At 63.6% G+C, this 22716-nt stretch carries 16 protein-coding genes; all 16 read left to right on the top strand.

Annotated features, from left to right (window positions below):
* The first annotated feature begins 8 nt into the window (after positions 1-8).
* Positions 9-872: an ABC transporter permease gene (locus KVU_RS14940; protein WP_013368601.1), complete on the top strand. Its 864-nt coding sequence runs from the start codon at positions 9-11 to the stop codon at positions 870-872.
* A 10-nt stretch (positions 873-882) separates the two neighbouring features.
* A complete protein-coding gene (locus KVU_RS14935) occupies positions 883-1260 on the top strand; it encodes a Rid family hydrolase (protein WP_013368600.1) in 378 nt (125 codons plus the stop codon).
* Positions 1257-1625 (top strand): Rid family hydrolase, encoded by a 369-nt coding sequence (locus KVU_RS14930; RefSeq protein ID WP_013368599.1) that lies wholly within the window; start codon positions 1257-1259, stop codon positions 1623-1625. The genes KVU_RS14935 and KVU_RS14930 overlap by 4 nt, the downstream gene beginning before the upstream one ends.
* 25 nt (positions 1626-1650) lie before the next feature.
* Positions 1651-3399: an ABC transporter ATP-binding protein gene (locus tag KVU_RS14925; RefSeq protein WP_013368598.1), complete on the top strand. Its 1749-nt coding sequence runs from the start codon at positions 1651-1653 to the stop codon at positions 3397-3399.
* A 120-nt stretch (positions 3400-3519) separates the two neighbouring features.
* The gene (locus KVU_RS14920) at positions 3520-3981 is read left to right on the top strand and encodes a (2Fe-2S)-binding protein (RefSeq protein ID WP_013368597.1); all 462 of its coding nucleotides are present in this window, start codon (positions 3520-3522) and stop codon (positions 3979-3981) included.
* A 2-nt stretch (positions 3982-3983) separates the two neighbouring features.
* Entirely contained in the window at positions 3984-6179 is a 2196-nt protein-coding gene (locus KVU_RS14915) for a xanthine dehydrogenase family protein molybdopterin-binding subunit (RefSeq protein WP_014538282.1), read from the top strand.
* Between the two features lie 99 nt (positions 6180-6278).
* Positions 6279-6899 (top strand): trimeric intracellular cation channel family protein, encoded by a 621-nt coding sequence (locus KVU_RS14910; RefSeq protein WP_013368594.1) that lies wholly within the window; start codon positions 6279-6281, stop codon positions 6897-6899.
* A 219-nt stretch (positions 6900-7118) separates the two neighbouring features.
* Complete coding sequence (locus tag KVU_RS14905) at positions 7119-7778, top strand: lysozyme inhibitor LprI family protein (protein WP_236953172.1); 660 nt, start codon at positions 7119-7121, stop codon at positions 7776-7778.
* Positions 7779-7898: 120 nt separating this feature from the next.
* Positions 7899-8909: a hypothetical protein gene (locus KVU_RS14900; RefSeq protein ID WP_013368592.1), complete on the top strand. Its 1011-nt coding sequence runs from the start codon at positions 7899-7901 to the stop codon at positions 8907-8909.
* An 86-nt stretch (positions 8910-8995) separates the two neighbouring features.
* A complete protein-coding gene (locus KVU_RS14895) occupies positions 8996-10735 on the top strand; it encodes a pyrroloquinoline quinone-dependent dehydrogenase (protein ID WP_013368591.1) in 1740 nt (579 codons plus the stop codon).
* Positions 10736-10969: 234 nt separating this feature from the next.
* Complete coding sequence (locus KVU_RS14890; RefSeq protein WP_013368589.1) at positions 10970-12487, top strand: ATP-binding cassette domain-containing protein; 1518 nt, start codon at positions 10970-10972, stop codon at positions 12485-12487.
* 91 nt (positions 12488-12578) lie between these two features.
* Complete coding sequence (locus tag KVU_RS14885) at positions 12579-13508, top strand: pirin family protein (protein WP_013368588.1); 930 nt, start codon at positions 12579-12581, stop codon at positions 13506-13508.
* 173 nt (positions 13509-13681) lie between these two features.
* Positions 13682-19120, top strand: coding sequence for a glutamate synthase-related protein (locus KVU_RS14880; protein WP_013368586.1), 5439 nt, complete (start codon positions 13682-13684; stop codon positions 19118-19120).
* 4 nt (positions 19121-19124) lie between these two features.
* Positions 19125-20819 carry a diflavin oxidoreductase gene (locus KVU_RS14875; RefSeq protein WP_013368585.1) on the top strand — a complete coding sequence of 565 codons (1695 nt, stop codon included), beginning with the start codon at positions 19125-19127 and terminating at the stop codon, positions 20817-20819.
* A 10-nt stretch (positions 20820-20829) separates the two neighbouring features.
* Entirely contained in the window at positions 20830-21747 is a 918-nt protein-coding gene (locus tag KVU_RS14870; protein WP_013368584.1) for a hypothetical protein, read from the top strand.
* A 70-nt stretch (positions 21748-21817) separates the two neighbouring features.
* A complete protein-coding gene (locus tag KVU_RS14865; RefSeq protein WP_013368583.1) occupies positions 21818-22702 on the top strand; it encodes an AraC family transcriptional regulator in 885 nt (294 codons plus the stop codon).
* Positions 22703-22716 lie beyond the last annotated feature (14 nt).

Here is a 22716-nt window from a genome sequence, read left to right as displayed (position 1 = left end):
GGGATATGATGACCGCCACCACCCTTCTTCCTACCTTGCGCCAAAACTATCGCCACCTGACCGGATTCAAGGCGATCTTTGGCCTGACCACGCTGGCGCTGCTGCTGATCATGAGCCTGTTCAGCCCTTGGCTTGCGCCCTTTGACCCCGGCAAACAGGATCTGATGGCCGCGATGATGCCGCCCAGCCTGTCCGGCCCGCATCTTTTGGGCACCGACCATCTGGGGCGCGATATCCTCAGCCGCATCATCTATGGCGCGCGCGTGTCGCTGGTCATCGCGGGCGCGGTCGCGATCTTTGCGGGCGCGGTTGGCGTCGCTCTGGGGGTCGTCGCGGGCTTTTACGGCGGCCGCACTGATAGCGCCGCGCAAAAAGTGGCCGAGATCTTTTGGTCCTTCCCGCCCCTGATGCTGGCCATCGCCATCGTCGCCTTTATCGGCCAAGGGCTGCTGATCGTGATCGTCGCCCTGACCGCACAGCGCTGGATTCCCTATTTCCGCGTCACTCGCGCCGAAAGCATGGCGCTGCGCGAGCGGGAATTCATCATGTCCGCCCGCACCCTTGGCGCATCGAACGGCTTTATTATCCGCCACCACATCCTGCCGAACGTGCTGCTGTCGATCATCGTGATGACCAGCTTTGCCATGGCCAATGCCATCATTGCCGAGGCCTCGCTGTCCTTCCTTGGCCTTGGCGTGCCGCCGACGATCCCGACATGGGGCGGCATGCTGGCGGATTCGCGATCCTATATTTCCAGCGCCTGGTGGATGGCGATGTTCCCCGGCCTTGCGATTTTCATCTGCGTCCTTGGCCTCAACCTGCTGGGCGACGCGCTCCGCAACCAATTCGACCCGAAACTGAAGACCAAATAAAGGCAAGACCATGACACAACTGACCCGTAGCCACGCTGAAACCATGGATGGGGCCAAGCGCTCGTTGGTGGCCAAAACCGGCAATTGGACGCATTTCATCGGGCTGCAACCGCGCAATCTGGCGGGCGATATCAAGGAACAGGCCGCCGATGTGATCCAGCAACTGGACATGCTGCTGGCCGAATCCGGCCTTGCGCAATCGGACCTGTTCACCGTGACGATCTGGCTGAAAGACATGCGCTATTTCTCGGGGCTGAACGCGGTCTGGAACGGCTGGGTCGACCCCGCCGCCCCGCCTGCGCGCACCTGTGTCTCGGGCGAGCTGTATCGCCCCGATCTGCTGCTGGAAATCGTCGCTGTCGCCTATGCTGAAAAGGATGCCGCATGAGCCAGATCGTTAAAACCGGACGCATCGACAGCTGGGGGCCAAAGATCTTTCTTGGCTCGGCCGCGGGGGATATCGCCTCGGTCTGCCTGACGGCACCAGATAAATCCGAGGATTTCGCAGGCCAGACCCGCGCCATTTTGGCAGTGATCGACGATCTGCTGGGCCAGATGGACAGCGGCAACAGGGGCCTGATCTATGCGCAGGTCTGGCTGGCCGACATGGGGGATTGGCCGCGTTTCGTGCCGATCTGGAACGCATGGGTCGGCGATGCCTATGCGCCCGGCCTCTCGGTGGTTGAAATGGCCGCCTCGCGCCGCGACTCGCTTTTGGAAATCCGCGTCTGGGCTGATCGGCCCGCCGCCTGATCTTGAATTGATGGAGCCGTCACCGATGAACACCCTGCTTACTGTCCAGAACCTGTCGGTCGGCTTTGGCCCGACCCGCACGCCCGTCGTCCGCGATGTCTCGCTGCGCCTTGGGGCCGGCGAAATTCTGGCGCTGGTGGGCGAATCTGGCTCGGGTAAATCGGTGACGGTCAAGGCGATCTTGCGCCTGATCGACCATCAGGGCGGCCATATCACCGACGGCTCCATCACCTTGGGCGACGGCACTGACCTTGCGACGCTGACCGAACGCCAGATGCGCGCCTATCGCGGCGCGCGCATCGCAATGATTTTCCAAGACCCGATGACCTCGCTGAACCCGGTGATGAGCATCGGCGCGCAGCTGGTCGAGGCGATCCGCCAGCACGACCCCCATATCGAGGGCGAGGCCAAAGCCCGCGCCGTCGCCATGCTGGACAAGGTGCGCATCAACGACCCCATGCGCCGCTTTGACCAATTCCCGCACGAGCTGTCGGGCGGCATGCGCCAGCGGGTGATGATCGCCATGGCCCTGATCTGCGAGCCCGAGATTCTGATCGCGGACGAGCCGACCACCGCCCTCGACGTCACCGTTCAGGCCGAGATCCTGCAGCTGATCCGCAATTTGCAGGCACAAAACGGCATGGGCGTGCTGTTCATCACCCATGACATGGGCGTCGTCGCCGAAATTGCCGATCGCGTCGCCGTCATGCTGCACGGCGAGATTGTCGAGCAAGGCGATGTGTCGCATGTCTTTAACGCCCCCGCGCATGACTATACCCGCAAGCTGCTGGATGCCGCGCCGAAATTCCGCGACCGCACCGCGCAGCTTTATGCCCCCCGCACGGATGCGCCGCTGCTGTCGGTCCATCACCTCAGCACGCGCTTTCCGGTGCGATCCGGCTTTCTCAAGCGCCACAGCGCCAATCTGCATGCGGTCGAGGATGTCAGCTTTGACCTGCATCAGGGCGAGACTGTCGCCATCATCGGTGAAAGCGGCTGCGGAAAATCAACCCTCGCCAAATCGCTGCTGCGCCTTGTGCCCACCCAAAGCGGACGGGCCTATCTGGATGGCAAGGATATTTTGGAACTGGAGGGTCGCGATCTGCGCGGGGCGCGCGATAATATCCAAATGGTGTTCCAAGACCCCTATGCCGCCCTCGACCCGCGCATGAAGGTGCGGCACATCCTGACCGAGCCGTTGCGCATTCGCGGCCTGCACCAGACCGAGGCTGCAAGCGCGGAGGCAATGGCCGCGCTGATCGCCCGCGTCGGCCTGCCCGCGGACAGCCTGGACCGCTATCCGCATCAATTCTCGGGCGGCCAGCGGCAGCGCATCTGCATTGCCCGCGCGCTGGTACTGCGGCCAAAGGTGCTGGTGGCGGATGAACCTGTCTCGGCCCTTGATGTGGCGATACAGGCGCAGATTCTGGCGCTGCTTGGGCGGCTGAAGGCCGAAGAGAACCTGTCCCTGCTGTTCATCTCGCATGATATGGCGGTTGTGGAACGCGTCGCCGATAGAATTTTGGTGATGTATCGCGGCGCGATGGTCGAACAGGGGCCCGCCGCGCAGGTGCTGTCAAACCCCGCCCATCCCTATACGAAACGCCTGCTGGATGCGGTGCCAGTCTCGCATCCGGATCAACGGTTTAGGCGTCATACCGGCACCGCGACCACCACCGCACCGATATTTCCGGTCGGATCTATCGTCCCGCCAGCGATCTGGGAACGCGTCACGCCCGACCACCGTTTCCGCGCCGATATCCCGCTGCTCTAGCCCCAAATTTCGCGCCATAACGTCGCACCCCCTGCGGCATTTTGGTTTACGAGCGCCCCGTTGGTCGCTTAGTATACCAATGAAATTGCTGTCCCATTTCGGGAACGGAGGCGTTTACCCATGGCTTATACCCTTAACATCAATGGAGAATCACGGACGGTCGACGCGGCCGAGGGCACGCCCCTTCTTTGGGTTCTACGCGACGACCTGAAATTGACCGGCACCAAGTTCGGCTGTGGCATCGCCGCCTGCGGCGCCTGCACCGTGATGATGAACGGCGAGCCTGTCCGTTCCTGCCAACAAAAGGTCGAAACCCTCGAAGGCGCTGAAATCACCACGATCGAAGGCGTCAGCGGCAATATCGCCAGCGCCGTGCAACAGGCCTGGGCCGAGTTGAACGTCGTGCAATGCGGCTACTGCCAGTCGGGCCAGATCGTGCAGGCCATCGGCTTACTCACCGAAAACCCCAAACCCAACGCAGATGATATCGACACCTATATGTCGGGCAACGTCTGCCGCTGTGCCACCTATCAACGCATCCGCGGTGCCGTTTTGCGCGCCAGCGAAATCATGGAGGCGTGATCATGGGTTTCAACACAACACGTCGCGGCTTTTTGGCCAGCGCGGGCGCCGTCGCCTTTACCATCGGCTTTGGCCCCAAAGGCGCAATGGCTGCAACTGCGGATGCCGCGCTTGACCCGACCATTGGTTCGGCCATCGACACCGCTTTCACCCCCTTCGTGCGGATTGGCACCGACGGTCAGGTGACCGTGCTGATCAAACACGTCGAAATGGGTCAGGGCGCGTCCTCGGGCCTTGCAAGCTTTGTGGCCGAGGAACTCAATCATGACTTGGGTCTCGTCAAGATCGCCTTCCCCGATGCCAAACCCGAATATGCCAATACATTGATCGGCTTTAAGGGCACCGGCGGCTCGACCGCGACGCCCGACAGCTTTTTGCAATACCGCAAGGCCGGTGCCGCCGCGCGCGACATGTTCAAGGCCGCTGCCGCAGAGGCTTGGGGCGTTGATCCCGCCGATGTCACGCTGGAAAACGGTGTCCTGACATCGGGCGATCACAGCGCGAGCTTTGCCGAGCTGCTGCAAGCTGCCGCCACGCAACCCGTTCCCGAAGACCCCAAGCTGAAAGAGACGGATTTCCGCATCTTTGGCAAAGAAGGTGCGTTCCGCCGCGTTGACGGTGCGGGCAAGATCAATGGCACTGCGATATTCGCGACCGATATCCAGCTCGACAACCAGATCACGGCCATGGTCATCCGCCCGCCGCGCCTTGGCGCCGTTCTGACCAGCTTTGACGCCTCGGGCGCGGAGGGCATTCGCGGCTTTATCAACGCCGCTGCCCGTGCCGATGGGCGCGGTGTGGTGGTTTACGGCGAGAATACCTGGGCTGCGATGAGCGCGCGCAGCGCCATCACCGCAGAGTGGGACTTCTCGAACGCGGGCAGCCGATCCACCGACGAGATCCGCGAGGAGCTGCTTGGCATGGTGCGGGCAGATCCGCAGTTCAACGCCAGCCATGACGGCACCGATATCGCCGCCGTCGAGGCTGACCTTGCCAGCGCCGCGCAGGTGATCGAGGCGGAATTCTTTGCCCCCTACCTCGCCCATGCCCCGATGGAGCCGATGTGCGCCGTCATTGAACCCACCGCCGAGGGCGGCGTGATCTTGCATGACGGCACCCAGTTTGCGGGCCTGTCGCATCCGACCGTAGCGGCTGTGCTGGGTCTTGACCCCGCCATGGTCGAGAACCGTCCGCTTTACGCCGGTGGCTCGTTCGGGCGGCGCGCGAATTTTGAATCGGATTATCAGGCCGAAGCCGCCGAGGCCTTTGCCATGACCGACCGCACCCGTCCGGTGAAACTCGCGTGGTCGCGCGAGGATGATATTCAGGGCGGCTATTACCGCCCCGCCTTTGCGCATCGCGTGCGCGTGGGTCTGGACGGCGATGGCAAGATCGTGGCTTGGGATCACCGTCTGGCCGGTCAGTCGATCATGAAGGGCTCGATGTTCGACCCCAATGGCATGGAAATCGACCATATCTCGGTCGAGGGCGTCGCCGACACCCCTTACAGCCTTGGCACAATGCATGTCGGTCTGACCGATCAGCGCAAGGATGCTGTGGTGCTGTGGTGGCGCTCGGTCGGGCATTCGCACACCGGTTTCGTCATGGAAAGCATGATGGATATGGCCGCCGAGGCTGCGGGCATCGACCCGCTAGAGTTCCGCCTGAACCACCTGCCCGAGGGCGAGGATGGCGACCGTCTGCGCGGCGTGCTGGAACTGGTCACCCAGAACGCCAATTGGGGCAATGCCCCCGAGGGTCATGGCCAAGGTCTGGCCGTGGTAAAGTCCTTTGGCACCTATGTCGCTGAAGTTGTGGAAGTATCGGGTACCGCCGATGATGCGATCCGCATTGAAAAGGTCACCTGCGCCGTCGATTGCGGCCTGCCGATCAACCCGGATATGATCCGCGCCCAGATGGAAGGCGGCATCGGATTTGCGCTGTCCGCCGTCATGCGGGGCGAGATCACGATGGTCGATGGCGAAGTGCAGCAGACCAACTTCTATGACTTCATGCCGCTGCGCATCGGCGATATCCGCGCGATCGAGACGCATATCGTGCCCTCGACCGCCTCGCCCACCGGCGTGGGCGAGCCCGGCGTGCCGCCCGCTGGCCCTGCGCTGGCGAATGCCATCGCCCGCACCGGCACCCGCGTGACGATGCTGCCGCTGGAAAACAACGGCGTCTATTTCTACTGATACTGTGACGCCCCGCCGTCAGGCGGGGCGCCTCTCGCTTGATCCGGCAAACTATGGCATCCGCGCCAAAAGCGCGCCACTTTTCCCGGAGCCCACGCCATGAGCGTCCTCATCCTGCATATTCTTTACATCGTCGCGATCACTGTTGAATCGATGACGGCCGCGATTGCCGCAGGGCGGCGCAGCATGGATTGGGTCGGCGTGTGCCTGCTGGCGGCTGTCACCGCACTGGGCGGCGGATCGGTGCGCGATGTGCTGCTGGGGCATTACCCGCTGGTCTGGGTCGAACATCCCGAATATCTGCTGCTGACCGCCGCAGCCGCGCTGGCGACCATCGCCTTTGCGCGCTTTATGCACCGGCTCAAGCGTCTGTTCTTGCTGCTGGATGCGGTGGGGCTGGTGGTCTTTACCATCCTTGGCTGCAATATCGCGCGTGAAATGGGTCTGCCGCCGATCATCATCATCGTGGCGGGCATGATCACCGGCTGCGCGGGCGGCGTGATCCGCGACATTCTGTGCGGCGAAATCCCCCTGCTGCTGCGCAGCGAGCTGTATGCCAGTGTCTCGGTGCTGACCGGCATCATCTATCTGGCCGGTCTGCAAACCGCGCTGCCCCATGATATCGTGACCTTTGCCGCGCTGACATTCGGCCTGACGCTGCGACTGCTGGCGCTGCGCTTTAACTGGCACATGCCCAAATTCGTCTATGCACGCGACTAGGCTGTCATCCTATCGCCACATGAACGCTCTCGCCCGCGCCCTTGGCTTGCTCAAACCAACCACCCGCCGCCGCCGCTGCCGCCAGCCTCAGTGCCTGTCGCGGGCGGCGCTGAAATTTTCGTCCCGCCTGATCCTGCGCGATGGGCTGCGGCAGACCGCTTCATCTGGTCTTTGCCGCAAAAGTGGGGGAATGTCGCCGCAAGACCAAAGGAATGTGCCATGAAATATGTGATCGCCGCTGTGACGGCCGCGCTTGTCCTGCCCAGCTTTGCCGCCGCGCAGGCCGGGTTTGATTGTGCCAAAGCCCAAACCGACACCGAATTCGCCATCTGCAAAGACGCCAAAATTGCGGCGGCCGACCTGGCGATGACCCGCGCCTATACGGCCTTGATGGAGCGCGCGGGCGCCCCGCTGCAAAGCCTGCTGCGCGCGGATCAACGCGCCTTTTTGGCGCAGCGCACCGAAAGCTATGACACCGCCGGCACATCGGACGCCGCCTTTGAGCGCCTGCACTTTCAGACCGAAAACCGCATGTCCATGCTGCAGCGCGTCACGCTGGACGAAGTTCCCGGCCTTGTCGGCACATGGCGCAGCGCCAATGGCACGATCACCATCGCGCCCTCGCCCGATGACAGCAGCTTCATCACGGTCGAGGCGGTGGCGGCCGATCAGGCCAACGGCAGTTGGCTTTGCGAATATAGCGGCGATCTGATCCTGTCCGGCCCCGACAGCGCCGCGATGGAAACGCTGGGCGGCGTCTTTGGCGTCGCGCGCAGCGGCGCCGTGCTGATCATCGCCCAGCCCTATTGCAGCGAGGCCGGCCCCACACCGGACGGATCGCTGCAAGGCACCTATTTCCGCATCGGCGCAGAAAGTTAGGCGAAAGCTTGCTGATCGGGCGCGAACAGGGGCGCGCGGCGCAGATTATGACATTGATATGACACGGATATCCGCCGTAGTCTGCGCCGCAAAACGCTGCCGCAATACAAAGGATACCCGATGCGCCCGATGAAATCCCTTTGCGGGGCTGCGGCCTTGATGATGCCGCTTGCGGCGCAGGCTGATGTTTTCGACCATTTCAACAGTGCCCTCGCCGCCCTGCCCGCCAGCGTCTTCGAAACCGAGACGCCCGCGCAATTCGTGAACCTCCACGCCTTGTCGATGATCTTTCAAACCACAGACTTTACCCCGGATATGGCGGGTCGCGCGATGTTGGGGCTGGATCTGCCGGTTGTGCAGGTTCTGGCGGCGACCGATCCCGACGCTTTTGCCGCGCAAACCGGTGTGCTGCCATCTGAGTTGAATTTTGTCACCGGCTATGGCGCGCGGCCCGATCAGGCGGTGATCTGGGGCGGCGAGCGCAACCTGCCCGGCGATATCGAAGCGCGCCTGCCGATCCTTGGCTTTGCGCCCGTCGCCGGTCAGCATGACACATTCGTCAATGGCACGCTGGGCGAAATGAACCTGGGCGCGATGGACCCCGGCAACCCCTGGGTCGGCCCGATGGGCGAGGCAAGCCTTGTGCGCGTCACACCTTTTGCCGTGTATCAGGCCTCGTCCACCGCTGCGCTCAGTGCCGCGACGCTGACACCCTCGGCCTATGACACGGCTGCGGGTCTTGCCCTTAGCCAGTTGTTTGCGATTGGTGGGGGGTATGTGGCGCAGGTTCTGCTGTTCTCGCCCGCCTTTGGGCAGACGGTCGGCGCGGGCCATGTGCCGGCCTATCTGGGCGGCGCTTTGGCCGATTTGCAGACCGAGCAAGGGCCGGTCACGCTTTTGGCGCTGGCCTATGCGGATTGCGATCTGGCGCAACAGGCGCTGTCCGCGCCCTGGCCCGCCGCATTTGGCGATGGCCTGCAATCGGTGATTGCCCAGACGGAACCCGCCTGCCTTGCCGTCACCCGCATCGGCCAGCCCGACGGCGCCATGGCCCGCAATACCGCGTTCGAGGCCGCCTATGGCGCAATTCTGATGCGTGACTTCGCCCCGATTGCGGTTCAGGCAAACTAGGCAAACGCCAGAAACAAAGTGCGACATGTTGACGCATGACGCTAGGGCATATCTAATCCTTCCACGCAATGTGAGGAGGAGAGACAATGCGACGCGGATTGATGATCAGTGCCGCTGCCTGTGTGATGGGAGCACAGGCAGCCTTGGCACAAATGACGCCGATTACCGACGAATTGCTGCAAAACCCACCTGAAAGCGACTGGCTGTCCTATGGCCACGGCCCTGAAAACTACCGCCACTCACCCCTGACCCAGATCACGCCCGAGAATGTCGGATCGCTGCAACTGGTCTGGGCGCGCGGGATGGAGCCGCAGGGCATGGTGCAAAGCGCCCCGCTGGTCGCGGATGGCGTGCTGTATCTGCCCAACCCCGGCGATGTGATCCAGGCGATCGACGCCGCCACCGGCGATCTGATCTGGGAACACCGCCGCCAACTGCCCGATACCACTGTTCTGAACACGATTGGCGAGCGTAAGCGCGGTGTCGCGCTCTATGGCGACAACCTGCTGTTCATGTCCTGGGACAATCATCTGGTCGCGCTGAACCGCGAAAGCGGACAGGTGGTCTATGATATCGACCGTGGTCAGGGGGATGAGCGGATCTCGAATTCGACCGGACCGTTCATCGCGAACGGCGTCGTCGTGGCGGGATCGACTTGCCAATATTCCGCCTTTGGCTGTTATGTGACCGGCCATGACGCCAATACCGGCGAAGAGCTGTGGCGCAATTATTTCATCCCCCGTCCCGGCGAGGAAGGCGACGAGACCTGGGGCAATGATTATGAATCGCGCTGGATGACCGGCGCATGGGGGCAGGTCTCGTATGATCCCGTGACCAATCTGGTCTATTACGGCTCCAGCGCAGTCGGCCCCGCGTCCGAGGCACAGCGCGGCACGCCCGGCGGCACGTTGCACGGCACCAACACCCGCTTTGCCGTGCGCCCCGATACCGGCGAGATCGTCTGGCAGCACCAGACCCTGCCACGCGACAACTGGGATCAGGAATGCACGTTCGAGATGCTGCCGGTATCGACCAATGTGAACCCGGCGGCCGATATGGACGGCGTTCTGGCCATCAACCCCAATGCCGCAACCGGCGAGCGGCGCGTGCTGACCGGGGTGCCCTGCAAAACCGGCACATTGTGGCAATTCGATGCCGAGACGGGCGAATTCCTGTGGGCCCGCGACACCAATCTGCAAAATCTGATTGAATCCGTTGATCCTGAAACGGGCATCGTCACCGTGAACGAAGATGTCGTGCACCATGACGCCACCAGCACTGTCGCCATGTGCCCGACCTATCTGGGTGGTCGCGACTGGCCGACCACAGCCTTTAACCCCAGCACCGGCGTCATCTTTGTGCCGCTGAACAATATGTGCGCGGATTCGACCCCTGTGGACGACGATTTCTCGGCGCTTGATGTCTATAACACCGACCTCGTCTACCACCTTGCCCCCGGATTTGAAAATATCGGCCGCATCGACGCGATTGATGTCTCAACCGGGAACACGCTCTGGAGCTATGAACAACCCGAGGGACTTTATGCGCCCGTCACCTCGACCGCAGGCGGGCTGTTGTTCACCGGCGGCTCGGATCGGCGGTTCAAGGCGATCAGCCAGGACACCGGTGAAGTGCTGTGGAGCGCGCGCCTCTCGACCGGCATTTCGGGTCACCCGATTTCATTCGCGGTGGATGGTCGCCAATATGTCGCCGTGGCGGGCGGCGGCTCGCATTACGGCACGCGGTTCAACACGCCTGTCGGCCTGAACATCGACGCGACGATGGTCGGATCGGCGCTATGGGTCTTTGCCCTTCCCGAAGGTTAACCCCGACGCCCGCCGGGCAACCGGCGGGCGATCTTGCGCCGCTATCGTCCGCGCGATAAAATGGCCATGATTGCTTTGGATGAAAGGGGAAGCCGGTGGCGCGTCGCTTCCATGATCGCACCCGTGGACCTGTCCCCGCCCCGCGTTTGATTTCGCGGGGCTGACCGAGGCATCACGCATTCTCATCAGCCCTCACCGTGCCCTTTGGCGCATCGTTTGCTATGTTGAGATTCCATGTCCTTGCTGACCCTGAAAGATGTCGCGCTATCGCGCGGAACACCGCTGTTTTCCAACCTGAACCTGTCGCTGGCCAAGGGCGACCGCCTTGGCCTTGTCGCCGCAAATGGCAGGGGCAAAACCTCGCTATTGCACCTGCTGGCCGGGGATGATGGCCCAAGCCGCGGCGATATCACCACCGCGCGCGGGTTGATCATCGCGCTCGCCCCGCAAGAGCCGCCCGCGCACCTGTTGCCGATGACGCTGCACGCTGCGGTCGCGGCGGCCCTTGATCCGGCTGTGGTCGATTACGAGGGCTGGCGCGTCGATGTGATGCTGGACGATCTGCAGATCGACCCCGCGCTGCGCCTGCGCAAAATATCCGAACTGTCGGGCGGCTGGCAGCGCGCCATGCTGCTGGCGCGCGCCGCGATCATAGAGCCTGACCTTTTGCTGCTGGACGAGCCGACCAACCACCTTGATTTTGGCCGCATCGGCATTTTGCAAAACTTTATCAACGCGCTGCCTCGCAGCACCGCATTGGTCACGACCAGCCATGACCGCGACTTTCTGGATGCGGTCACAAACCGTACCCTGTTTTTGCGCGCCGATGACTCAATGGATTTCGCGCTGCCATATACGGCGGCGTTGCAGGCCCTCGACACCCATGATCTGGCGCGCGGTCGGCAGTTCGACAACGATATGCGCAAGGTGCGCGCCCTGCGCCAGCAGGCGGCCAAGCTCAAGAATATCGGCATCAACGCGGGCTCGGACCTGCTGGTGGTGAAAACCAAACAGCTGAACGCGCGGGCCGAAGCGCTGGAGTCCCGCGCCCGCCCCGCGCATCAGGACCGCTCGGCCGGGGCGATCCGGCTGAGCAATAGCGGCACCCACGCCAAAACGCTGATCACAATCAACGACACAATGATCCGCACGCCCGATGACCGCCTGCTGCTGCGCACCGGCCAGATCTGGATTGAAAACGGCGACCGTATCGCGCTGCTGGGCCGCAACGGCACCGGTAAAACCCGCCTTGTCACCCGCATTCGCGCGGGTCTGGCGGGCGAGGATGCCGCCATTCGCGGCGCGGCCAGCCTGCGCCTTGGCTATTCCGATCAGATGTTGTCGCAACTGGACAGCCACCGCACCCCGTGGGAGGCGGTGAAAGCGGGCAGCGACATCAGCGATCACAATGCCCGCGCGCAGTTGATCAACGCGGGGATCAACCTTGATCTGCAAACCGGCCCGCTTGATGCGCTGTCGGGCGGCCAAAAGGCGCGCCTTGCCATGCTGCTGCTGCGCCTCTTGCAGCCGAATTTCTACCTGCTGGACGAGCCGACCAACCATCTGGATATCGAGGGGCAAGAGGCGCTTGCGGCGGAACTGCTGGATCAACAGGCGGCCTGCCTGCTGGTCAGCCACGACCGTGCCTTTATCCGCGCGGTTGCCACGCGGTTTTGGTTCATTTCAGACCGCAAACTGATCGAGGTGGATGACCCAGAGCCGGTGTTCAATGTGCTGATGCGCACAGGCTAACGCCGCTGACCGCACAGGCCTGCCGCTAGCCAGCGGGGGTCGCTTTCGTTAACCTTTGCGCGACAGCGACCCCTGATAGGAAGGCCAAAGCATGAGCTGGAACCCAACCCAAAACCCCGATTGCCCGACAAGCCTTGATGCGATTGAAACGCTGATCATCCCGCGCGCCCGCGACATCGGCGGGTTCGAGGTGCGCCGCGCCCTGCCCGCGCCCAAACGCCAAATGGTTGGCCCGTTTATCTTTTTCGACCAGATGGGCCCGGTAGAATTCCTGACGGGCGGCGGGATCGACGTGCGCCCGCACCCCCATATTGGCCTTGCGACCGTGACCTATCTGTATAAGGGCGAATTCCACCACCGCGACAGCACCGGTGCCGATCAGATGGTCTATCCGGGCGAGGTGAACTGGATGATCGCCGGCAACGGCGTCACCCATTCCGAACGCACATCCGAAGAAATGCGCCGCAAACCCGGCGCGCTATTCGGCATCCAGACCTGGGTCGCCCTGCCCGAACAGGCCGAGGACACGGACGCCAGTTTCGAACACTACGGGGCAGATGCGCTGCCCTTCCTCGAGGAAGGCGGCAAACAGGTGCGGCTGATCCTGGGCTCGGCCTGGGGCGCGACCGCACCGGTCAAGACCTTTACTGAGACCTTCTATGCCGATGCCGTGCTGGCCGCTGGCGCGAAACTGCCACTCCCTGACAACCACGAGGATCGCGGCGTCTATGTCTCTGAGGGCGAGGTGCTGATCGCGGGCGAGCGGTTCGAGGCCGGCCGCATGATGGTGTTCCGCCCCGGCGATCACATCACCCTGACCGCCGGCGCGCAGGGCGCGCGCCTGATGGTACTGGGCGGCGAGACGCTGAACGGCCCGCGCTATATTTCGTGGAACTTCGTCGCGTCCTCGCAAGAGCGGATCGACGCCGCGAAAGAGGCGTGGCGACAGGGCGATTGGGCGCATGGCCGCTTTCAGCTGCCCCCCGGTGATGACGCCGAATTCATCCCGCTGCCGCGCTGAGGCATAGGGTCGCCCCCGCCAAACCCGCTTGGCACGCCTGCGCTTTCATTGTAATAGCGCAGGCGGCCAGCAGCCAAGATCGCGACAGCAGATCAAGCGACGCCAGGTATCCCACAGATTTCAATCGCAGATCGGGCATCGCCCGTTCCCGCCATGATGTGAGGCTCCCTCGCTTGAACAGCTCTGCCAGCCCCTTTGGTCTTTACGACCCCCAGCTTGAACACAGCCATTGCGGCGTCGGTTTTCTGACACGCAAAGACAGCGTGCAAACGCATGATGTCCTGTTGAAGGGTCACGAGGCTTTGTGCGCCGTGCCCCATCGCGGCGGCATGTCATCCGAGGGTGTGGGCGATGGCGCGGGCATTTCGGTCGATCTGTCCTTGCAATTCTTCTCGCGTCTGACGGGTGTCGAACTGACCCCCGGAGCCTTTGGCGTCGGCAACTTTTTCCTGCCTGCAGACCACGCCCGCGCCGCCGCTGTGATCGAGGGCGCGCTGCGGGACGAGGGGCTGCGCAGCCTGACCGTGCGCGATCTGCCGGTGAACCTGGCCGCCCTGCCGCCCCGCGCGCATGCCGCGCAACTGCCGATCCGCCAATGGATTTTCGCGGCGCCGGACGGTGTGCGCGGCGCGGCACTGGACACGCGCATCCACCGCGCCCTGCTGGCGATCGAGGCGGTCGCCTATACCGATCCCGGCCTTGACGGGCTTTACCCGCTGTCGCTGTCGGCGCGGATGCAGGTGCTGAAAGGACGGCTGAATTCATGGGAAATCGTCCCCTATTTCAGCGACCTGTCTGATCCCGATCACGCGGTGCATACCCTGTATTTCCACACGCGCTTTTCCACCAATACCGACCCGCACCCCTCGATGGCGCAGCCCTTTCGTCTGATGGCGCATAATGGCGAGCTGAACACCGACAAGAAAAACCGCCTCTCCGAGGCCGCCGTCGCCCTTGCCCGCAACCGCGCCATTCAGCGCCCAAAGGGACAGTCCGACAGTTGCCGTCTGGATCAGACCCTGAACGCCCGCGTCTATGACGAGGGGCTGGACCTGGTCACAGCCGTTGTCTCGATGATGCCGCCCGCATGGGAAAATGATGAGGGCATGCCCGCCGATCAGCGCGACATGTTCGCCTATTTCTCGCTGTATGAGGAAAAGAACGACGGCCCCGCCGCGCTGGTCTTTGGCGATGGCAATATTATCGGCGCGCGCCTTGACCGTCTGGGCCTGCGCCCGCTGCGCACCATCGAGACCGCCGAATATCTGGCGGTGATGTCCGAGGCGGGCCAGATCGGCTTTGACCCCAAAACCGTGCTGCGCCGGGGCCGGGTCGAGGCCGGCGGCATGATCTATTACGATCACGCCCGCCAGCGCATCTATGAGACCGAGGACGCGCTGGCGACGCTGGCGCGGGCCCGTGATTACACGGCGCTGCTCGCGGATGCGCAGGTCAATATCGACGATCTGCCCGAGGCGGGCCCCGACCTGCCCCGCCCGCCTTACCTTGGCGATCTGAACCGTCACGCCCGTTACGTCGCCTATACGCATAATCAGGAAAGCTTCCGCTTTTTGATGGACCCGATGCTGCAATCGGGTGCGGAAAAAGTGACCGCGATGGGATATGGCAATGCGATCAACGCCCTGTCCGATAACGAGGGCGGCGTTGCGAAATATTTCAGCCAGCGCTTTGCGCAGGTGACGAACCCGCCCCTTGATTCCATCCGCGAGGTGGACGGCATGACGATGCGCGTCGCGCTGGGGGAAAAGCCGTGGCTGGGCCGCTCGCGCAGCCGCCAGATCGTGGTGAACTCGCCCATTTTGCGCATGTCGGAAATGCTCAAGATCAAGGCGCAGGACGACACGCCCTGGGGCGTTTTCGAAATGCTTTACACCCCCATATTTGGCGATCCGCGCGGCAATGAGGCCGCGCTGACCGGCGCCATCGACGCGCTGGCCGCCGACGTTGCCCGCTTTGCCCGCGACGAGGGCGGCATCGCCATCCTGACCGACCGCCATGTCAGCCGCCTGCACGCGGCAATGCCGATGACGCTGGTCGTCTCGGCCGTCAACCAGCGCCTGATCGAGGAAGGCCTGCGCCTGAAGGTCAGCCTGGTGATCGAAAGCGGGCAGATTTCCTCGTCCCATCATATCGCCTGCGCCTTGGGCTTTGGCGGCGCGGCGGTCTATCCGCTGGGCGTGCGGATGCGCGCCGAAGAGCTGTTTGCCGATAAAGCCACAGCCGCCTTTACGAAATTCCACAAGGCCGCCGAAAAGGCCCTGATGAAAACCATGGGCAAGGTCGGGCTTTGCACGGTCGAAAGCTATTCGGGCGGCGAGTTTTTCGAGCCGAACTTTCTGGACACCAACGATCCGGTGTTCCGCCGCTATCTGCCCAATATGAAAACGGCGGTCGGCGGCGTGCGCTTTGCCACGGTCGCGCAATCGGTCGCGGATTGGCACGAACGCGCGCTGTCTGTGGCGGGCGCGGATGACGTGCCCATGCTGGGCCTGTTCAAGGAACGCTCCGAGGGGGCGGGCCATTCCTATGGCGCGACCGCCGTGCGCGGCTTTGTCGACCTGACCGAGGAGCCGATCAGCTTTGCGACCCCCGATGCCGAGATTGACCCGCTGCGCCTTTTGACCCTGCGCCAGATGGATGACGCATTCGGCATTGATGACGCCGCCTATGTGAACACCAGTTTCGACAAGATCACCCCCGCCGCGATCAACAATTTCCAGATCACCCCCGGCTATCGCACCTTTTCGCGCGCCATGGCCGAGGAACGCCACCGCCGCCCCGCCGCGCTGCGCGACGTGCTGGCCTTTCCCGCCGATATCAGCTTTCTGACCACAACCGCCGATATCAAGCGCGAGATGATGCTGTTCAACCGCGCCGGCAACAACCATTTCACCATTCGCGGCGTGACCTGCACCGCACTGGGCGATGGCCGTTACACCCTGCATCTGACCGGCCCGAAAGCCGCCCAGATCGGGCGTCTGGACGCGCTGGCGCAGAGCCTGCTGGAACGGTTTGCCGCCGATATCACCGACCACCACATCGCGGGCGGGATGCTGCATATCACCTGCACCGGCATGGCGCAGGATTACCTGTCGCGCCTGCGTAGCGCGCCCGATGCGATCCCGCTGGATCAGGTCGAACCGGCCGCCGATATCACGCCCCGCCTGGCCTCGGGTGCGATGTCGCATGGGGCGCTGGTCGCCAGCGCGCATGAGGCGGTGGCCCATGGCACGAATATGGTCGGCGGCATGTCGAACTCGGGCGAGGGCGGCGAGCATATCAGCCGCTATGGCACCATCCGCGCCAGCCGGATCAAACAATTCGCCTCCGGTCGCTTTGGCGTCTGGGCCGGTTACCTCGCCGATCCCAACTTGCAAGAGATCGAGATTAAGATCGGCCAAGGCGCAAAACCCGGCGAGGGCGGCCAATTGCCTGCGCCCAAGGTCACGGTCGAGATCGCCGCCGCGCGGGGCGGCACGCCGGGGGTCGAGCTGATCAGCCCCCCGCCCCATCACGACACCTATTCGATCGAGGATCTGGGCCAGCTCATCCACGACGCCAAAGCCGCCCGCGTCCGCGTGGTGGTGAAACTGGTGTCATCCGAAGGCATCGGCACCATCGCCGTCGGCGTCGCCAAGGCCGGGGCCGATGTCATCAATGTCGCGGGAAACACCGGCGGCACCGGCGCCGCATCCGTCACCTCGCTGAAATACACTGGCCGCGCCGCCGAGATTGGCATTGCCGAGGTGCATCAGGCCCTGTGCGCCAATGCCATCCGGCAAAAGGTAAGCCTGCGCTGTTCGGGCGCGATGCAGACGGGGTCGGATGTGGTCAAGGCGGCGCTACTGGGCGGTGACAGTTTCGAATTTGGCACCACCGCGCTGATGATGCTGAAATGCGTCATGGCCAAGAACTGCAACGTGAAATGCCCTGCGGGCCTGACCACCAACCCCGAGGTCTTCGACGGCGATCCGCGCGCGCTGGCGCAATATTTGCTGAACATCGCACATGAAGTGCGCGAAATCCTTGCCAACCTTGGCCTCTCCTCGCTGGCCGAGGCGCGCGGACGGGCGGACCTTTTGCACCTTTTGGATCACCCCGCCTCGGTCGGGCAGCTGAACCTGCGGGCCATGCTGACGGTCGTGCCGGAAAAACGCATCAAAGATCCGATCTATCTTGAACGCGATTACGCGGTCGATGACCTGCTGCTGGATCAGATGAAAGCCGCCTTCCAGCGCGGTGATCGTCAGATCGTCTTGCGGCCGAATCTGCCCCTTGGCAACCGCAACAAATCCGTCGGTGGCCAGTTGGCGATTGATATCGAGCGGATGCTGAACCACCAGAATGCGGATCTGCCCGCATTCAAGGATGACCGTGGACGGCGTTATCTGGACGCCGACGCCCTGCGCATCCAAACCACCGGCGCGGCGGGCCAAAGCTTTGGCGCGTTTTGCAATGACGGCATGACGATGCACCACACCGGCACCTGCAATGACGGTGTCGGCAAAAGCGCCTGCGGCGGCCAGATCATCATCCGCGCCCCCGAAGGCGGCGGCAAAGCGCATGGTGAAAACGTGCTGGTCGGCAACTTTGCCCTGTTCGGCGCGACCGGCGGCCGCTGCTTTATCGAGGGTCAGGCGGGCGACCGTTTCGCGGTGCGCAACTCGGGTGCGACGGCGGTGGTCGAAGGCGTCGGCGATTTCTGCGCCGAATATATGACGCACGGCGCGGTGCTGAATCTTGGCGGCTTTTCCAAGGGCTTTGGCAACGGCATGTCGGGCGGTTTCGCCTATCAATACGACCCCGAGCGTAAACTCGCGGGCGCGGTCAGCCGCGATTCCGTGCTGACGGGCCATCTGGACGATGGCACCCCCCATGGCGATATCCACGGTGATGCGGTGCGCCAATTGCTGGAATGGCACGCGGCTGCCACGGGATCGGCGCGGGCGCAGCGCTTGCTGTCCGATTGGGCGCAGGTGCGCGGTGATTTCGCCTGGGTCATGCCCAAAGCGCTGCTGCAATATCAAGACGCGGACCAGATCCTTGCCACCAAACCCCGCAAGGATCTGGTCGAGGAACTCGCCACCGCCCTTGCCGCCCATCAGGTGGCCGAGGTCAAGCGCGCATGGCGGCAGTCTCGCCCCGTCCTGCGCGGCGCGGTGCCCGAATATGGCCAGACCGATACGGAAACCATGTTCCGCCTGCTGAACAGCTATACCGTGATGACCGCTGCGGGCGCGCTGGCGCATAAACGTGAAAGCAACCCGCTGCTGCGCGACAAGGCGCTGCGCAACCTGATCCTGACCGAGGATTTCGCCCTGATGATGGCGCTGGCGAAACATGCGCGCGCCGCCATTGGCGATTACGATGATGCGCAATTGGCTAGCCTTGTTGCGCACAAGCGCCTTGCGGATTTCAAACGCGCCCTGTCTTTGCGCAACATCCTATCGATGGACAGCCCCGGTACCTATGCCTGGGTCATGCATCAAAACGCGAAAAACCGCGCCGCCTTGGGCGAGATTCCCAGCTTTGACGCGCTTTTCGCCAAGAACAGCCTGCCCGACACCCTTGCGCAAACGGCTGCGGAGTAAGCCCATGCATCTGCCCTATATTCCCACCGACGCGCCTTTTTCCGGCGATCAGCGTGCATGGCTGTCGGGTTTCCTTGCCGGGCTGCATTCGCGCGCCGCGATGATGCCGGCCGCGACGGCGCCCGCCGAAGTTGCGTTTAAACCGCTCGACATCCTCTATGGCACCCAGACCGGCAATGCCGAAGGCGTCGCAAATGACGCCGCCGCGCTGGCCCGCACGCGCGGCTTTGCTCCCCGCGTGGCCGAGCTTGATGCCGTCGATATGGCGCGCCTTGCGCAGATGGATCAGGTGGTCATCGTCATCTCGACCTATGGCGAGGGCGAGATGCCCGACAATGCCCATCAATTCTGGGACGCGCTCTCGGCTGAAGGCGCGCCGCGTCTGGAACGCCTCAGCTATGGCATTTTGGCGCTTGGCGACACCGGCTATGAACATTTCTGCCAAGCGGGCAAGCTGATCGACATGCGGCTGGAACAGCTCGGCGCGCGCCGCATGGGCACCCGCGTCGATTGCGACGTGGATTTCGAGGATGCCGCCGCCAACTGGCTCTCCACCACCGTCCCAACCGGCGGCGCGGCGACCCCAGCCGCACCCGCACCCGCGCCGCAAAAATCCGGCTATACCCGCAAAAACCCCTATCCCGCGCGCCTGATCGAGAACCGCCTGCTGTCGGGCGCGCATTCCGCCAAGGAAATCCGCCACTTCGCCTTTGCCCTGCCAGATAGCGGGTTGGAGTACGAGGCGGGTGATGCGCTTGGCGTCATGCCGATAAATGCCGCGCCTTTGGTGCAGGGCTGGCTGAACCGCCTTGCCGTGCAGGATGATGCCGCGCTGGTGGACCGCCTGACCCACCGGCTGGAAATCCGCACCCCCTCGCGCGAATTGGTGGCCGAGGTGGAAAAGCGCGCCGGGAACGCCGAGCTTAGCCATATCATCGCCAATGGCGATAAAGAGGCGCTGGATGCCTTCCTCTGGGGCCGCGACGCGCTGGATCTGCTGAACCTGATCCCCGGCCAATTGGACAGTGCCGAGGTGCTGACCTGGCTGAAACCGCTGCAACACCGCGCCTATTCCATCAGTTCCAGCCCCAATGCCTACCCCGGCGAGGTGCATCTGACCGTCGCCGCCGTGCGCTGGATGCGGGCGGGCCGCGCCCATGGCGGGGTGTGCTCGACCTACCTTGCGGGCCTTGCAGATCAAGCGCCGATTTTCATGTCGCCGAACAAGAATTTCCGTGTGCCTGCCGACAATAGCCTCCCGATGATCATGGTCGGCCCCGGCACCGGCATCGCGCCGTTCCGCGCCTTTTTGCAAGAACGCCAAGCGCGCGGCGCAACCGGTGCGAACTGGCTGTTCTTTGGCGACCAGCACCGCGCCTCGGATTTCATCTACGAGGACGAGATCGGCCGCATGAGCGAAAGCGGCTTGCTGACCCGCCTTGACCTCGCCTTTTCGCGCGATCAGGCGCAAAAGGTCTATGTCCAGACCCGGATGGAAGAAAACGGCAAAGCGCTGTTTGCGATGCTGCAAGAGGGGGGCCATTTCTATGTCTGCGGCGATGCCACCCGCATGGCCCGCGACGTCGATGCCAGCCTGCACCGCGTGATCGAGACCCACGGCGCCCTGTCGCCCGAGGCGGCAACAGAATACGTGAGCCGCCTCAAGCGTGAAAAACGCTATGTGCGGGACGTCTACTAAGGCGCTGACAATGCCAGAGACATTACGCGCCTGCCATTGCCCGCCCGCCCTGCCCGCCACCTGCGCCGCGCTGGAACGCGCGGGCGGGCGGGCGGTCGATCTGGGGCTCGAGGAGCTGGCGCTGTTTGCCATCTGCTTTGACACGGCGCAGATACTGACCACGAACCACGGCGCGCTGGTCGAAGGGCGCGGCGGCTATGCCGCCTTGCAGCGCACCGGAACACCGCTGCGCCTGAACCCCCGTCGCCCCGCGATCCGCGTGCAGGGTTGGCGCGCGCTGCCGGTGCTGCTGTCGCCTGCGGGCGCGGATGGCCCCGCCGCGCTATCGGTTGCGGCGGGTGATGGCCGCATTCAGCACCGTATCCAGATCGCGGGCGACGACCTGATCCGCGCCGAAACCTTGCCGCATTTGGCCGCGACGCCCACAGCCGCGCCGCTGCGGCCGCGCCCCGACAATGTCTTTTCGCTGGTCGAGCTGCGCCAGCGCCGCGCCACATGGGCGCAACTGTCAATGGCCGACCGGATCGACGATATCTTGCATGACGGCGGCGCGGCGAGATGCGCCTATCTGCCCCTGATCGGCGCGGGCGCGCGGCGGGTGCAGCCGCAGATCCTGCCGTCGTTCATCCGCTATCTGTGCCGCCAAAATCGGTCGATCGCCGTCACCGTGCCCGTCGATGGCATGGCCCAGACGCTGCTGGGCGATGCGCTGCGCTGCGGCACCCTCGGCCCGATGATCCTGTGCGACACCACCAGCGGCCGTTTTGCCCTTGATCCCGCGCATATCGCCAGCCTTTGGGTCACGCGCCACGGCGCGGATGCCGCGCTGGAACTTTATGATGCGCACCACACCTGCCTTGCCATCTTGCACGCCCCGCCCTGCCCCACCTGGGCCAGCTACCTCGAGGCGATGCCCAGCACCTTGTAAAACCGCTTTCCAAATCTTGACAATTATAGTAAGGTTAACGTAAGGCTGTTTTCCGGCAAAGAGGCCCGCCATGGATCGCAGAACAGACTTTACCCCCCGCATGGATGCCCGCACCCGCGCCTTGCGCACGCTGGCACCGCTGTCTTATCGGCGCTTTGCGGGCGGGATCGCCGATGTGTGGCGTGTGCGCGGCGAGGTCGGCGGCGGCGGTTTCTATGTCTCGCCCGATCCGCGCATCGTGATCTATCTGGATCAAACACCCCCCACGACCGCCATCCGCACCGCCCAGAACGGACAAGAACAGCGCGGCCTGCAGGGCTTTTACATCCCCGCCGGCGTGCCATTATGGAGCCGGATGGAGGTGGGTCAGGATTTCACCCATCTCGATTTCCACCTGGACGCAAACAACCTGCACCGCCGTCTTGCCGATGCGGGCGTCCATGCCGATCTGACCCAGCCGCGCATGTTACACAGCAATAGCGCGCTGCTGACCCTCGCCCAGCTTGCGGCGGATGAGGTGCGCAGCCCCCGCCATGGCGATATGATGCTGGACGGGTTGTTGGCCGCGACCTTGGGCCAGATCTTTACCGCCAAGGCGCAAGAGCCTGCCAGCAGCGGCGGACTGACCGCGCATCAGTTCAACGCGGTCGAACGCCACCTGCGCCAACATCTGAACCGCCATATCACCGTCGCCGAAATGGCGGATATTGCTGGCATTTCAGAAAGCTGGTTCGCCCATTGCTTTCGGCGCTACCGCGGCGAGACGCCCCTGCGCTGGCAGGCCCGTCTGCGCCTCGAGGCTGCGCGCGATATGATCACCTCGCCCGATATCTCGCTGGCCGATGTCGCCCATGCGGCAGGCTTTGCCGATCAGGCGCATCTGTCGCGCGCCTTCAGCAAGGCCTATGGCCAACCGCCTTCGGCATGGCGGCGGCTGCTTTTCCAACAGAGCTGATCAAATCACGACAG

This window comes from Ketogulonicigenium vulgare WSH-001, assembly GCF_000223375.1.
Classification (GTDB): Bacteria; Pseudomonadota; Alphaproteobacteria; order Rhodobacterales; family Rhodobacteraceae; genus Ketogulonicigenium; species Ketogulonicigenium vulgare.
Note: the sequence above shows the minus strand (reverse complement) of the source record. Positions and strands in the feature narration are given on the sequence as shown.